Genomic DNA, 14,422 nt, shown 5'->3' on the forward strand with positions numbered 1-14,422 from the left:
GTCTCAACGGCGCCAGGCGAGCGCGACGAACACGCGCCGATCCGGCGCGTTGAAGCCGAGCAGCGGCTCGTAGTCTTCGTCGGCCAGGTTGTCAATTCGCACCTCCGCGCGCCAGTCGGTTCCGAGCGCGATCGATCCGCGCAGGTTGACCAGCGTATACGAATCGAGCGTCACGCCGCCGACGTCGAGCCGCTCACCCACGTGGACCAGTTCGGCGCCGAGCCGGTGGCCGGTCGCCGACCGCCAGCCACCGGACCAGGCGTACTTGCTTTCCGCCCGGCGCAGCAGATCGCGGCCGGCATCGAGGTCTTCCGGGTCCTGCCAGGTGGCGCTGGCTTCGCTCCAGAACCGGTCGCCGCTGAATCGATGGGTCAGCTCGACGCCCCGGATTCGGGCTTCCTTGATGTTGATCGCGCGGAAATCCTCGCCGGAGAAATCGATCAGGTCGTCGATGCGGTTCCGATACGCGCTCAGGGTGACGAGCTGGCGCGCGGTCGGGCGCCAGTCGGCTCCGGCTTCGACGGACCAGGATCGCTCCGGATCGAGATCCGGGTTGCCGGCGAACAGGCCGCCGAAACCCGGCGAATAGAGCTGGCTGAAGGTCGGCGCCCGGAAGCCGCGTCCGGTCGAGGCGAACACTCGCCAGGCGTCGGAAACCCGCCAATCGACGGCCGCATTGCCGGTCAGCTCGGTGCCGAACTCGCTGTCGTGGTCGGCGCGCAGCGCCGCTTCCCAGCCCAGGCGTGCGCCGCCTTCGATGCCCGTGAACAGGCCGACGTTGGTGCGCGTCTCTTCCCATTGCCCGCCGGACTCGCCGTCCTCGCGCCAGGCATCGGCACCGACGCGCCACGTCGCGGCGCCGATCGCGCGCTCGCCGCGGGCATCGAACTGGACCCGATCGGTCGCGACCTCGCTGCCGCCGAACGGGTTCTCGGTATCCAGGTCGTCGCTCAGCGCGCCGGCACCGATCCGCGCCGTCCAGTCGCCGAGCGCCAGCTCGCGGACGTCCAGCCGCAGAGATGCATTCGTGAATTCGCTCACGCCCTGGTCGAACTCGACCTCGCCGTCGGCGACCCGGCCCCGCCATTCCACCCGGCTCGCGCCCAGGGCGTGGCGTCCGCCCAGCGCGGCCGATCGATTCTCGAAGCCGTCGTCGTCGGGATCGAAGCCGAAGCCGTTCTCGTTCTGGGCGGAAAAGCCGTCGACGTCCCGCCACGACGCGGTCAGATCGAAGGCGTTGCGCGCATCTCCGACGCCGAGCGCCACGCTGGCGGAACGATCGTCGTCGCTGCCGTAGACGACCCGGGCAGACGGTCCGTCCGGCCGCCGCGTAAAGATCTGGATCACCCCGCCGATCGCGTCGGAGCCCCACTGTGCCGCCCGCGGGCCACGGACGATCTCGATCCGCTCGATCAGGGCGGGATCCAGGATCTCCCAGGTGAACGCGCCGGTCCCGCTGGCCGCGACGCGCACGCCATCGATCAGCACCAGCACGTGATTCGAATTCGCACCGCGCAGGAACACGCTGGTCTGGCCGCCCGCGCCGCCGTTACGAGCCAGGTCGATCCCTGCTTCGAGGCGCAGCAGCTCGACCAGGTCCGGGGCCTGGGCGGCCTCGATGCGCTCGCGCGTGATGACGCTGACCCGGGCCGGCACGTCGGTCGTGCGCTGCTCGGTGCGGTTGGCCGTCACGACCACGGGATCGATCTCGATCGCGGTCTCGGCAACCGACGAGAAGGGTGCCGCGATGGAGGCGGCCGTGAGGAACAGGGCCGCGCGGGCCCGGCAAGGGGTTCTCGGATTCATGCGTTGGTCTCCTGGCGCACGCCCGCGCCGATCGGGCCGCGGCAGCGCTGGGAGACCTCGGGTGCCGCCCGGTCGATCGATCACCGGCCGGCGCACCTGCGTCCCCCGGCCACCCTCCGCGGCGGGTCCACAATCGTTCCGAGGCCGGTCTCCTGGCTTCCAGCGGGCCTTGCGGCCGCGGCTCGACCCCTTCCCGGCGTCGGACGCCAGTGGTTTGCCGATCGACTCGCCCGCGCGATCCGAAGATCGTGCGGCGCCGGTTCACAGTTGCGGGGGCAGCGCCGGACTTGCACCGGCTTCCCGTTTCACCCCACGGGGTCTGGACGACCCCGCGGGACACCTGGAACCTACGATTGCCCTGATTCCCTCCAGGACGGCGACGAGTATAGCGCCGCGATCCGGGCCTCGCTCGATTTCGGGGCCGGTTCCGTAGAGGATGGACGCAAAGGCGCCAAGGAGCGAAGGAACGCCAAGAGAAACTTCATAAGAAGACCAACGGTCGAAGGCCGTGCCCGAGTTCGCTGCTGCTCGCGTCCGGAGTTCGAGGCCCCGGCCTTGAGATGATTGGCGCGAAGACGCCAAGAGGCCAAGAGGCCAAGAGGCCAAGAGGCCAAGAGGCCAAGAGAAAGGCTAAAGCAGAACGATGAATGGAAAAGAAGTCTCGGCTCCTGAATTCAGCAAGCGAGTTTCAATGCTGGAAATTCTTTTCCCAAAGCAGCCTTTTCTCTTTGCGCCTTCGCGTCTTCGCGCCCGTCTTCTGGTGAACGGCTTGAACAGCGCTTCGGCCTTTAGAGGATGGACGCAATGGCGCGAAGGGGCGAAGGAACGCCAAGAGAAACTGAAGAAAAACCAACGGCCAAACGCCGTGCCCGAGTTCGCTGCTGCTTGCGCCCGGAGTTCGAGGCCTCGGCCCTTAGATGATTTGCGCGAAGACGCGAAGGCGCGAAGAGAAAAGCGGTTTGAAGGAAAGAAGGAACCTGGGCAGGGCTCCAAGCTGGTCCTTGCAACTCAAGAGCCGAGGCACGCTTTTTCTGTTCTCCTTTCGATTCTGTTTTTCTCTTTGCGCCTTCGCGTCTTCGCGCCAATCATCTAGGGGCCGCACCCCAAGCCATCTGTCAGACCAAAATCAAACGGCAGGCCGGACAACCCGACCTGCCGTTTCTTTCCAACCGCCTTCTTCGCGTTTCTTCGCCCCTTCGCGCCATTGCGTCCATCCTCTAAGGACGTCAGCGAGGCACAAGAACGAAGCCTATGCCGCGTCGCGGACCGCTTCGCCCTTGTCGGACAACCCCGCCTGCAGCTCGCGGATATCGAAGTCGTCGACCGCGATGATCTCGAGCACGCGCTCGCGCACGTCGAGCAGGAACTTCTTCTCATCGGCGGTCAGGACCTTGGCCTCGACCGCGGAATCGACCTGCTCTTCGAAGGTCAGGCCCGCGATCTTGCCGGCGCGCAGGGCCTTGAGCATGCGACGCTCGAGCGGCTCGGCGGTGATCACGTCGGGCAGCAGCGCTTCCATGTTGCCGATGACGTAGCCTGGCCGGTCCTTGTTGTAGCAGCCGCGGGTCAGCCGGTCGCGGGTCTCGGAGGGCGAAAGCATCAGCGCGGCGACCTTGTGACCGAGACGGTCGTTCGGCCGGATTTCGTTCGCACCGAGCGGGAACACGATGCGCCGGAGAATCGGCCGGGCGAAGGCGATGGGGTAGTTGTCGATCACGCCCTTCAGCGCTTCCTGGATGCGGTAGATCGCATCGTGGAACGCCCAGGCCATGATCGGCTGGTCGGCGGCCGGGCGGCCTTCGTGTTCGAAGCGACGCAGCATCGACGCGCTGATGTACAGCCAGCTCAACGCATCGCCGAGGCGGCCGGAAATCTTCTCCTTCATCTTCAGCTTGCCGCCGTAGGTCAGCATGGCGACGTCGGCCATCAGCGCGAAGGACGCGGCATAGCGGCTGAGCTTGCGGTAGTACTTCTTCGTCTGGCGATCGCCGGGCACCGCCGCGAAGCGGGCCAGGCTCAAGCCCAGCACGAAGGAACGCGAGGCGCAGGACATGCTGTGACCGATGTGCCGGAATAGAAGCTTGTCGAACTCCACCAGCTGCTTTTCCTCGTCCTCGATCGACAAGGCCTCGAGCTCCTTGAGAACGAAGGGATGACAGCGGATCGCGCCCTGGCCGAAGATCATCATCGAGCGGGTCAGGATGTTCGCACCCTCGACCGTGATCCAGATCGGCGCGCCCTGCCAGCCGCGGCCGAGGTAGTTGCGCGGACCGAGAATGATGCCCTTTCCGCCGTGGATGTCCATGGCGTCCTTGAGCACCTCGCGCGACAGCTCGGTGGCGTGGTACTTGGCGATCGCACCGGGTACCGCAGGCTTCTCCCCGGCGTCGACCGCCGAGGCGGTCTGGCGGGACAGCGCGCTGATCGCATAGGTGTAGGAGCCGATCCGGGCCAGCGCTTCCTCGACGCCCTCGAAGCGGCCGATCGGCAGGTTGAACTGCTTGCGAATCCGCGCATAGGCGCCGGTGGCCAGGCAGGCCAGCTTCGCGCCGCCGGTGGTCGACGACGGCAGCGAGATCGCCCGACCCACGGACAAGGACTCGACCAGCATCTTCCAGCCCTTGCCGGCGTACTCCTGGCCGCCGAGCAGGAAGTCCAGCGGCACGAACACGTCCTTGCCGCGCACGGGCCCGTTCGGAAACGGATTGTTCAGCGGGAAGTGGCGACGGCCAATGTCCAGGCCGGGCGTCGAACGCGGCAGGAGGGCGACCGAGATACCGATATCCTCCGTGTCGCCGATCAGCCCGTCGGGGTCGTAGAGCCGGAAGGCCAGACCGACGACGGTCGCGACCGGTGCCAGCGTGATGTAGCGCTTCTCGAAATTCAGCTTGATGCCAAGCGTCTTCTTGCCTTCCCACTCGCCTTCGCAGATCACGCCGTGGTCGGCGATCGACGTTGCATCGGAACCGGCGGTGGTCGAGGTCAGAGCGAAGCAGGGAATGTCCTCGCCCCTGGCCAGTCGAGGCAGGTAGTGGTTCTTCTGCTCGTCGGTGCCGTAGTGCAGGAGCAGCTCGGCCGGGCCGAGGGAGTTCGGAACGGCAACCACGGAGCCGACCGTCGAACTCATGCCGCCGACCTTTTCGAGCACGGCGCGGTGCGCGATCGCGGAGAAGCCGAGGCCGCCGTAGTCCTTCGGAATGATCATGCCGAAGAACTTGTGCTTCTTGAGGTGCTCCCAGACTTCCGGCGACAGATCGGCCCGGTAGTGGGTGAATTCCCACTCGTCGATCATGTCGCAGAGCTCTTCGCAGGGCCCGTCGATGAAGGCCTGCTCTTCCATGCTCAACTCGGGCAGCGGCCGGTCGATCAGTTTTCGCCAGTCCGGTCGGCCCGTGAACAGTTCACCCTCGAAACCCACCGTGCCGGCGTCGAGCGCGGCCTGTTCGGTTTCCGAGATCTGCGGGACCATGTTGCGGAACGACTTGAGGATCGGAAGCGTGATGAACGTGCGCCGCCAGGGCAGGTAGTTCAACAACGCCGCGACCGGCGCGAAGACCAGCCAGGTCAGGGTCAGGGCGATCCAGCCCGGCTCACCGGCCAGCGTGAACGCCAGCAGGGTCGCGCCGAACGCAGCGGTTCCAACAGCCAGCGAAGTCTTGAGGAAACTGCACGCCATGGTCACGGCGGCCAGCGCCAGCAGGAACAGCAGCAACATGATCATTTCGACTCTCCTTCGACGGTGTGCTTCCTCAGGAACGGCACGGTGGCCTGCAGGAAGCGATCGTTGACGTCCCCGGCGACCATGTGCGAGGCGTCGGGCACCTCGACATGCTCGGCGTCCGGCGCCAGCTTCAGGAACTCCTGGACATGCTCTTCGGAGATCAGCTCACTCTTGCCGCCCGACACGAGCAGGGTCGGTTTCTTCAGCTTGCGGGCCGCGGATTTCAGCCGGCTCTGGAGATTCCGGCTCTTCTCGGCGAGCGCCAGCATCGCCGGATCCCAGTGCCAGTACCAGCGTCCGTCCTCGCCCTCCCGCAGGTTGCGGCGCAGGCCCTCGGCGGTCGCGCCGGAGCGGCGGTGGGGAAGGAAATTGCGAACCGCTTCGCGCGCGTCATCGAGCGACTCGAAGCCCTTCGGATGCTGGCGCATGAACGCCAGCATCGCCTCGACGCCCTTGTCGTCCCAGCGCGGCGCGATATCGACCAGCACCAGCGCCCGGAGGTCGGCGATCGGCTTCTCCGAATGGGCCAACAGCGCGGTCAGGCCGCCCATCGACGCACCGATCAGCAGCGGCGGATGCGGCAGGGACGAGCACACGCGCCGGAAATCCTCGACGAACTGCTCGAAGTCATAGCGATTGTGCGGTGCGCGGTCGGAGTTGCCGTGGCCGCGGGCATCGTAGCTGACCGCCTGCCAGCCGCTTGCGGCGAGGTAGCGTGCGGTGGTTTCCCAGGCGTGCTGGGTCTGGCCGAATCCGTGGGCCAGCAGCACGCACGGCGCGCGATCGTGGCCGAGATAGCGGACGTCCAGGCGCACGCCGTCGTCGGTCCAGATCTGGCGCCGGCGAATTTCGTGCGTATTGAGGCTTCTGATTGCTTCCATACGGTACAGTATGGGGGCTTGAATCCCCCGCGTCAATGCGGCCTCCGGGCGGTTTCTACCCGTTTTCGAGGTTGCCCGAAGGCGGTGAATCAGGCGTCCAGATCGGGGATCAGTTTCGACTCCCAGTAGGTGATCTGGTCTTTGAGTCGCAGCTTCCTCTTCTTCAAGCGGGTCAGCTGCAGCTGGTCCGGCGCGGGTGAGTCGGCCAGGCGATGGATCGCGTCGTCCAGGTCCCGGTGCTGGAGCTGGAGTTCGGCGATGATTTCGGCGATGTCGGACGGGCTTTCGGTCATGATCGGGTCCGGGTCCGGCCGACCCTCCCAGGGGCCGCCCAGTGTAGCGCAGGGCCCACGCACCGGAAAGCCCAACGGGTATCCTGTCCCCCTTGATCGAAACCGGCCGGAGACCGCCAGATGAAGGTCCACACCCACGTCCAGAGCCCCCAGGACCGGGCGCAGAAATTCAATGGCGACAAGCTGTTCAAGCGGCTGCGCAAGAACGTCGGCAAGGCGATCGGCGACTACGGGATGATCCGGGACGGCGACCGGGTGATGGTCTGCCTGTCCGGCGGCAAGGACAGCTATGCGATGCTGGACCTGCTGCTGAGCCTCCAGCGCCGCGCGCCGGTCGACTTCGAGCTGTTCGCGGTCAATCTCGACCAGAAGCAACCCGGCTTCCCCGAGCACGTGCTGCCCGAGTACCTCGACTCGATCGGGGTCGACTACCACGTGATCGAGCGGGACACCTACTCGGTGGTCAAGGAGATCGTCCCCGAAGGAAAGACGACTTGCGGCCTGTGCTCGAGACTGCGGCGCGGCAACCTGTACACCTATGCGAAGGACAACGGGTTCACGAAGATCGCCCTCGGCCACCACCTCGACGACATCGTCGAGACCTTCTTCCTGAACCTGCTGTACGGCGGAACGCTCAAGGCCATGCCGCCCAAGCTGAAGAGCGACGACGGGGAAAACATCGTGATCCGGCCGCTGGCCTACTGCCGGGAAGCCGACCTGGAGAAGCTGGCGGCCGTCCGCGATTACCCGATCATTCCCTGCAACCTGTGCGGCTCCCAGCCCAATCTCCAGCGCCAGGTCATCAAGGCGATGCTGGGCGAGTGGGACCGGCGTCAGCCGGGCCGCACGGAAACCATCTTCCGCGCGCTAGGCAACGTCGCACCGTCGCAACTCTGCGACGCCGCCCTGTTCGACTTTCGTGCGCTCGACGCCGGCGGGCCGGAATCCCTGGACTGGTTGATGCCCGGCCGCGCGGCGAACAACGACTGACGATCAGCGCAGGCCGGCATGACCTCTGGCGGTGGCGGCGAGGGGTCGGCTGAGCGAAAATCGGGAGCCTATCCAGGCACCGGGAGTTAAGGATGAAATACGTAACGGCACTGCTCGCAGCCCTGACGCTGGCGAGCTGCATTTCGATCAATAGCGACGTCGTGGTCCCCGACGGGGAGACGGTCAACAGCATTTCCTCGGTCAACGGCTCTGTCGATGTCGGCGTGGGGTCCACCGTGAACGGCGACATCAGTACCGTCAACGGCTCGATCTCGATGGACGAGCGCAGCCAGGCGGACGACGTCGAGACGGTCAACGGCAAGATCGAACTCGGACCGGGAGCGGTGGCCGGCTCGCTGGGCACCGTCAACGGTTCGATCGAGGTCGGTGAAAACGCGTCGGTCAGCGGGTCCGTCGAGTCCGTGAACGGACGCGTGACCGTCGGCGCAGGGTCCATCGTCGCAGGCGAGGTCGGGGCGGTGAACGGTCAGCTCCTCATCCGTGGCGCCGAGGTAGGCAGCCTCGTCAACGTCAACGGTGGGATGGTGCTCGAGTCCGGAACCGTCGTGAACGGCGAACTGCGGGTTCGCAAGCCGCGCGGAAGCGATGACGACCCGGTGACCGTGGAGATTCACGCGAACGTTCGCGTCGCCGGACCCCTGGTGTTCGAGCGGGAAGTGACGCTCCGGGTTCACGAGAGCGCGGAGCTCGGGGAAATCCGGGGTGCAGAACCGGAATACTTCAGCGACTGATCGGGGCTCCGGGCCTTGCGGGCTGGAAGCCGGAACGGCCGCCGCTCGACGCGGCGGCCTCTTCTGCCGGCTCAGGCGATCGGACGCCTCCGGCGAGGCGCGCCAATCCAAGGCGCCGGATCAGTCGTAGCGCTGCCCGTCGTGCTCGACCCAGCCTCCGCTTCCCGGCTGGGACTCGTCGTTGTAGGTTCGTGAAATGAACCCGCCGCGGGCTTCCCACTCGTAATAGCCCTGGAACCGAACCTCGTCGCCACGCTCGACCGGAATCCGCTCGGCGTTTTCGAGCGAGTGCCGAATCTGGATCTGGATCTGGTCGTTCGGCTTGACGATGAAACGCTGCGTCCGACCACCGATGTTCTCGTCGCCGAGTATCTGCGTGACTTCCCCGTGACCGCTGACCCAGATTCCGGTCCTGCCGGACTCGAAGGTCTCGACCAGTCGGTCGTTCGTGATTGGTGCTTCCCCACTGCCACAACCCCCAAGCACAAAGCAGAACAGAACGATCAAAGCCTGCGAAACAATCCGCATGGTGTGTCACCCCGTTACTTTGTCTTTTGTGGCGCTAGGTTAGCAGATTCCGCATCAACCGGACATGAACCGAAGGGCCTGCGCGGGTGCCGGAAATCGGCGAATCGTGGAAGAATTCGAGGGGGACGGAACGTCCGATTCCAGGCCGCCGGGGCAGCCTGGAATCGCGCGTGCCGAAGGTCAGTGCTTGAGGTTGCGGCGCAGGCGCTCGAGCGCCGCCAGCTGCGCGACGGCCTCGGCCAGCCTGGCCTGGGCTTCGGCCATTTCCATGTCGGCCGAGCGATCGGCCAGGGCGCGTTCTGCATCTTCCTTGGCACGCAGCGCTGCGGCTTCGTCCAGGTCGTCGGCACGGGCCGCGGTGTCGGCCAGCACGGTGACCACGTGCGGCTGGACCTCGAGCAGGCCGCCGGACACGTAGTAGAACTCCTCGCCGCCCTCGGGCAGCATCACCCGGACCTGGCCGGGCTTGATGCGCGTCAGCAGCGGCGCGTGCCGGGGCGCGATGCCCAGCTCGCCTTCCTCGCCGGTAACCACGACCATCGTCGCCTCACCGGAATGGATTTCCGCCTCGGCGCTGACGATATCGACATGAATCGTTGAAGCCATCTTCATTTTCTCCGATGCAGCTCGGCGCCCTTTCCTACGGGGAGAGGGCGTGATTCGCGGAGGCTGACAAGGCTTGAGGCGACGGCGGACGCGGAGCGTACATCAGTACGTGAGCAGTCCGACGGTGCCGAAAACGCAGTCAGCGTTCGCGAAGCGCGTCCTCTCAGGCGGCCTTCTGGGCCATCTTCTCACCCTTCTCGACGGCCTCTTCGATCGTCCCGACCATGTAGAACGCCTGCTCCGGCAGGTGGTCGTACTCGCCCTCGACGATGCCCTTGAAGCCGCGGATCGTGTCCTTCAGCGACACGTAGACGCCCGGCGAGCCGGTGAAGACTTCGGCGACGAAGAACGGCTGGGAGAAGAAGCGCTCGACCTTGCGCGCACGCGCCACGGTCTGCTTGTCTTCCTCGGACAGTTCGTCCATACCGAGAATCGCGATGATGTCCTTGAGTTCCTTGTAGCGCTGCAGCGTACCCTGGACCTTTCGGGCGACGTCGTAGTGCTCCTGGCCGACGACCAGCGGATCCAGCTGGCGAGAGGTCGAGTCCAGCGGGTCGACGGCCGGGTAGATGCCCAGCTCGGCGATCTGACGCGAGAGGACGACCGTGGCGTCGAGGTGAGCGAAGGTCGTTGCCGGCGAGGGGTCGGTGAGGTCGTCGGCCGGGACGTAAACCGCCTGGATCGACGTGATCGAGCCGGTCTTGGTCGAGGTGATGCGCTCCTGCAGTGCGCCCATTTCCGCCGCCAGCGTCGGCTGGTAGCCCACGGCGGACGGCATACGGCCGAGGAGTGCGGACACTTCGGTCCCGGCCAGCGTGTAGCGGTAGATGTTGTCGATGAACATCAGGACGTCGCGGCCTTCGTCGCGGAACTTCTCGGCGATGGTCAGGCCGGTCAGGGCGACACGCAGACGGTTGCCCGGCGGCTCGTTCATCTGACCGTAGACCAGCGAGACCTTGTCGAGGACGTTCGAGTCCTTCATCTCATGGTAGAAGTCGTTGCCCTCGCGGGTCCGCTCGCCGACGCCGGCGAACACCGAGTAGCCCTCGTGCTCGATGGCGATGTTGCGGATGAGCTCCATCATGTTCACGGTCTTGCCCACACCGGCGCCGCCGAACAGGCCGACCTTGCCGCCCTTCGCGAACGGGCAGACCAGGTCGATGACCTTGATGCCGGTTTCCAGCAGTTCGTTGCTCGAGGCCTGCTCTTCGAAGCTCGGCGCCTTGCGGTGGATCGGCATGCGCTCCTGCTCGCCGATCGGGCCGGCCTCGTCGATCGGGTTGCCCATGACGTCCATGATCCGACCCAGCGTTTCCTTGCCGACCGGCACGGAAATCGGCTCACCGGTGTTCTTCACCTCGTAGCCGCGCTTCAGTCCATCGGTGGAGCCGAGTGCGATGGTCCGGACCACGCCGTCGCCCAGCTGCTGCTGGACCTCGAGCATGACCTCACCCTCCTCGATGATCAGCGCATCGTAGACGCGCGGGACCTCGTCGCGGTCGAACTCGACGTCGACGACGGCACCAATGATCTGGACAATTTTCCCGTTGCTCATCACTCAAACCTCGTTTCTGGTTCGTGGGCCGGCGTCCGCTGAATTCCGTCGCCGTCCGATTTTCAATCCGTTCGTTCGGCGAACCGCCGCCGATCCGCCATGTCGATCAGACCGCGGCTGCGCCGCTGACGATCTCCGAAATTTCCTGCGTGATCGCCGCCTGGCGCGCCTTGTTGTAGGCCAGGTTCAGGTCGTCGATCAGGTTGGTCGCGTTGTCCGACGCGCTCTTCATCGCGACCATGCGCGCCGCGTGCTCGCTGGCAAGGTTCTCCAGCGTGGCGTGATAGATCAGCGACTCGATGTAGCGGACCAGGAGATCGTCGAGCAGCGACTCGGGGTCGGGCTCGTACAGGTAGTCCCAGTACTGCAGCATCGGCTCGTCTTCCGTGGCCGGCAGCGGCAGCACCTGCTCGACGGTGATCTGCTGCGTCATCGTGTTGATGAACTGGTTGTAGCAGACGTGCAGTTCATCCAGCGTGCCTTCGCGATACCCGTCGAGCATGATCTTGATCGCGCCGATCAGGTCTTCCAGGCGCGGCTGCTCGCCGAGGTCCTGGGTGGCAGCGGCGATCTCGACCTTGATCCGCTTGAAGAACTGGGCGGCCTTGCGCCCGATCAACACCAGGCTGACCTCCTGGCCGGCTTCCTGGTGCTCCCGGAAGCGGACCAGCAGCTTGCGGAACAGGTTGTTGTTCAACCCGCCGCACAGGCCGCGGTCGCTGGACACGATGATGTAGCCGACGCGCTTGACCTCGTCGTGGGCCTGCGTGAACGGGTGCTTGTACTCGGGATTGGCGTGGGCCAGGTGACCGACCGCCTGCCGGATCATCCGCGCATACGGCCGCGAGGCCTGCATGCGGTCCTGCGCCTTGCGAATCTTCGAGGCCGAGACCATCTCGAGCGCGCGCGTGACCTTGCGCGTGTTCTTTACGCTCTTGATCTGACCAACGATTTCCTTCGATCCACTCATACCGTATTCCGTTTCAGGTCCAGTTCCGCTTCGACTTGGCTTGCTCGACGCTCAGAGGCGTGATGCATCGCAGCCGCTGACAGGGCTTGAGGTGAATTCGAGCGCGGAGCGCACTGGGGGTGCGTGAGCACTCGAATTCGCCGAAAACGCAGTCAGCGGTCGCGAGGCGCGCGCCCTCACCAGGAGCCCGTTGCCTTGAAGTCGTCGACCGCTTTCTTCATCTCCGCCTTGATCTCGTCGTTCCAGTCGCCCGACGCGTTGATCTTGTCGAGCAGATCACCGTGCGAGTTCTTCATGAAGTCCAGCAGGGCGCGTTCGAAGGGCGTGACCTGATTCAGCGGCAGGTCGTCGAGGTAGCCCTCGTTGCCGGCGAACAGGGACACGGCCATCTCGGCGACCGACATCGGCGAGTACTGCTTCTGCTTCATCAGTTCGGTGATGCGCTGGCCGCGCTCGAGCTGCTTGCGGGTGGCTTCGTCGAGGTCGGAGGCGAACTGCGAGAACGCCGCCAGTTCGCGGTACTGGGCCAGCGCCAGGCGGACACCGCCGCCGAGCTTCTTGACGACCTTGGTCTGGGCCGCACCGCCGACTCGCGAGACCGACAGACCGGCGTTGATGGCCGGACGGATGCCCGCGTTGAACAGGTCGGTCTCGAGGAAGATCTGACCGTCGGTGATCGAGATCACGTTGGTCGGAACGAAGGCCGAAACGTCGCCGGCCTGGGTCTCGATGATCGGCAGGGCGGTCAGGGAGCCGGTCTTGCCCTTCACCTCGCCGTTGGTCTTCTTCTCGACGTAGTCTGCGTTGACGCGGGCCGCGCGTTCGAGCAGGCGCGAGTGCAGGTAGAAGACGTCGCCCGGGTAGGCTTCGCGGCCCGGCGGACGCTTCAGCAGCAGCGAAACCTGGCGGTAGGCCCACGCCTGCTTGGTCAGGTCGTCGTAGACGATCAGCGCGTCTTCGCCGCGATCGCGGAAGTACTCGCCCATGGCGCAGCCGGCGTACGGCGCGATGTACTGCATGGCCGCGGAGTCGGACGCGTTGGCGGCCACCACGATCGTGTGCTCCATGGCGCCGTGCTCTTCGAGCTTGGCGACCACGTTGGCCACCGACGAGGCCTTCTGGCCGACGGCCACGTAGATGCACTTGATGCCGGTACCCTTCTGGTTGATGATCGCGTCGATCGCGACCGCGGTCTTGCCGGTCTGGCGGTCGCCGATGATCAGTTCGCGCTGGCCCCGGCCGACCGGAACCATGGCGTCGATGGACTTCAGCCCGGTCTGGACGGGCTGGTCGACCGACTGACGGGTGATCACGCCCGGCGCGATCTTCTCGATCGGCTCGGAGCCGGCGGCCTCGACCGGACCCGCGCCGTCGATCGGGTTGCCGAGCGCGTCGACGACCCGTCCGAGCAGGCCTTCGCCGACCGGGACCTGGAGAATCTTGCCGGTGCAGCGTGCCGTGTCGCCTTCGCGCAGGTGCTCGTAGTCACCGATGACCACGACGCCCACCGAATCGCGCTCGAGGTTCAGCGCCAGTCCGTAGGTGTCGCCGGGGAACTCGATCATTTCGCCCTGCATGGCGTCGGCCAGGCCGTGGATCCGGCAGATGCCGTCGGACACGCTGACGATGGTGCCCTCGTTCCGGGCCTCGCTGACCACGTCGAACTGTTCGACGCGCTTGCGGATCAGTTCGCTGATTTCGGTCGGGTTGAGAGTCTGCTGCATAGCTTGGTTACTCGTTCAGATTCGGTGAATTACCGCAGGTTGTCGGGGCGCCGGCTCAGCGTACGAGCTGCCGGCCGAGCTGCTGCAGGCGGCCGCGGACGCTGGCATCGATGACCTTGTCGCCGGCGCGAACGATCAGGCCGCCGATCAGGTCGGAGTCGACCTCCGTTTCCATGTCGATGTCGCTGCCGAGGCGCTGCTTGAGCCGGGCGGCGAGCTTCTCGCGCTGCTCGTCGTCCATCTCGACCGCCGAGGTCACGCGGACCTTGATCCGGTCTTCGCTGGCCCGGCGCAGCATTTCGAACTGCGTCGCGATCTCGGGCAGCAGCGGCAACCGGCGGTAGTGCATCAACACATTCAGGAAGCCGCGAACGGCCTTGTCCATCCGCTCGCCGAGCACGTCGCCGAACAGGCCCAGCAGCCGCTCGCCGTCGACGCGAGGATTGCCGATCAGCGCTGCAGCGTCCGCGTCGGCCGCGACGTTCGCGGCCAGGCCCAGGGCCCGGCTCCAGTGATCGACCGTGCCGGCCTTGTCGGCCAGTTCAAAGGCCGCGCGAGCGTACGGTCGGGCAAGCGTGGTTTCAGCGAGCATGACG

At 65.7% G+C, this 14,422-nt stretch carries 13 protein-coding genes and 1 riboswitch; of the genes, 3 read left to right on the forward strand and 10 right to left on the reverse strand.

What is annotated here, in order from left to right; all coding sequences use genetic code 11:
- Positions 1 to 3: 3 nt before the first annotated feature.
- A complete protein-coding gene (locus tag KUV67_06075; GenBank protein MBY6204439.1) occupies positions 4 to 1,806 on the reverse strand; it encodes a TonB-dependent receptor in 1,803 nt (600 codons plus the stop codon).
- A gap of 124 nt (positions 1,807 to 1,930) precedes the next feature.
- Positions 1,931 to 2,165: riboswitch (cobalamin riboswitch) on the reverse strand.
- A gap of 284 nt (positions 2,166 to 2,449) precedes the next feature.
- Here KUV67_06075 and KUV67_06080 point away from each other — a divergent pair.
- Positions 2,450 to 2,899, forward strand: coding sequence for a hypothetical protein (locus KUV67_06080; GenBank protein MBY6204440.1), 450 nt, complete (start codon positions 2,450 to 2,452; stop codon positions 2,897 to 2,899).
- 156 nt (positions 2,900 to 3,055) lie between these two features.
- Here KUV67_06080 and KUV67_06085 read toward each other — a convergent pair whose 3' ends face one another.
- The 3 genes from KUV67_06085 to KUV67_06095 form a co-directional block, all read right to left on the reverse strand.
- Complete coding sequence (locus KUV67_06085; protein ID MBY6204441.1) at positions 3,056 to 5,527, reverse strand: acyl-CoA dehydrogenase; 2,472 nt, start codon at positions 5,525 to 5,527, stop codon at positions 3,056 to 3,058.
- Positions 5,524 to 6,408, reverse strand: a complete 885-nt coding sequence (locus KUV67_06090; GenBank protein ID MBY6204442.1) for an alpha/beta hydrolase — start codon at positions 6,406 to 6,408, stop codon at positions 5,524 to 5,526. The genes KUV67_06085 and KUV67_06090 overlap by 4 nt, the downstream gene beginning before the upstream one ends.
- Before the next feature lie 89 nt (positions 6,409 to 6,497).
- Positions 6,498 to 6,701 (reverse strand): DUF465 domain-containing protein, encoded by a 204-nt coding sequence (locus KUV67_06095; GenBank protein MBY6204443.1) that lies wholly within the window; start codon positions 6,699 to 6,701, stop codon positions 6,498 to 6,500.
- 120 nt (positions 6,702 to 6,821) lie between these two features.
- Between KUV67_06095 and ttcA the strand changes: the two genes are divergently transcribed.
- Complete coding sequence (gene ttcA, locus KUV67_06100; GenBank protein MBY6204444.1) at positions 6,822 to 7,691, forward strand: tRNA 2-thiocytidine(32) synthetase TtcA; 870 nt, start codon at positions 6,822 to 6,824, stop codon at positions 7,689 to 7,691.
- Between the two features lie 92 nt (positions 7,692 to 7,783).
- Positions 7,784 to 8,443, forward strand: coding sequence for a hypothetical protein (locus tag KUV67_06105; GenBank protein ID MBY6204445.1), 660 nt, complete (start codon positions 7,784 to 7,786; stop codon positions 8,441 to 8,443).
- Positions 8,444 to 8,563: 120 nt separating this feature from the next.
- Here the strand turns inward: KUV67_06105 and KUV67_06110 are convergent, their stop codons facing one another.
- The 6 genes from KUV67_06110 to KUV67_06135 form a co-directional block, all read right to left on the reverse strand.
- On the reverse strand, positions 8,564 to 8,971 hold the full coding sequence (locus KUV67_06110; protein MBY6204446.1) for a DUF3465 domain-containing protein: 408 nt from the start codon (positions 8,969 to 8,971) through the stop codon (positions 8,564 to 8,566).
- Positions 8,972 to 9,151: 180 nt separating this feature from the next.
- Entirely contained in the window at positions 9,152 to 9,577 is a 426-nt protein-coding gene (locus tag KUV67_06115; protein MBY6204447.1) for a F0F1 ATP synthase subunit epsilon, read from the reverse strand.
- Positions 9,578 to 9,740: 163 nt separating this feature from the next.
- Positions 9,741 to 11,132: a F0F1 ATP synthase subunit beta gene (gene atpD, locus KUV67_06120; protein ID MBY6204448.1), complete on the reverse strand. Its 1,392-nt coding sequence runs from the start codon at positions 11,130 to 11,132 to the stop codon at positions 9,741 to 9,743.
- Between the two features lie 106 nt (positions 11,133 to 11,238).
- Positions 11,239 to 12,102: a F0F1 ATP synthase subunit gamma gene (gene atpG, locus KUV67_06125; GenBank protein MBY6204449.1), complete on the reverse strand. Its 864-nt coding sequence runs from the start codon at positions 12,100 to 12,102 to the stop codon at positions 11,239 to 11,241.
- Positions 12,103 to 12,278: 176 nt separating this feature from the next.
- Entirely contained in the window at positions 12,279 to 13,826 is a 1,548-nt protein-coding gene (gene atpA, locus KUV67_06130) for a F0F1 ATP synthase subunit alpha (GenBank protein MBY6204450.1), read from the reverse strand.
- Between the two features lie 55 nt (positions 13,827 to 13,881).
- On the reverse strand, positions 13,882 to 14,418 hold the full coding sequence (locus KUV67_06135) for a F0F1 ATP synthase subunit delta (GenBank protein MBY6204451.1): 537 nt from the start codon (positions 14,416 to 14,418) through the stop codon (positions 13,882 to 13,884).
- Positions 14,419 to 14,422: the final 4 nt, after the last annotated feature.

The sequence above is a fragment of the Halomonas denitrificans genome (assembly GCA_019800895.1).
In the GTDB taxonomy this organism is placed as follows: domain Bacteria; phylum Pseudomonadota; class Gammaproteobacteria; order Xanthomonadales; family Wenzhouxiangellaceae.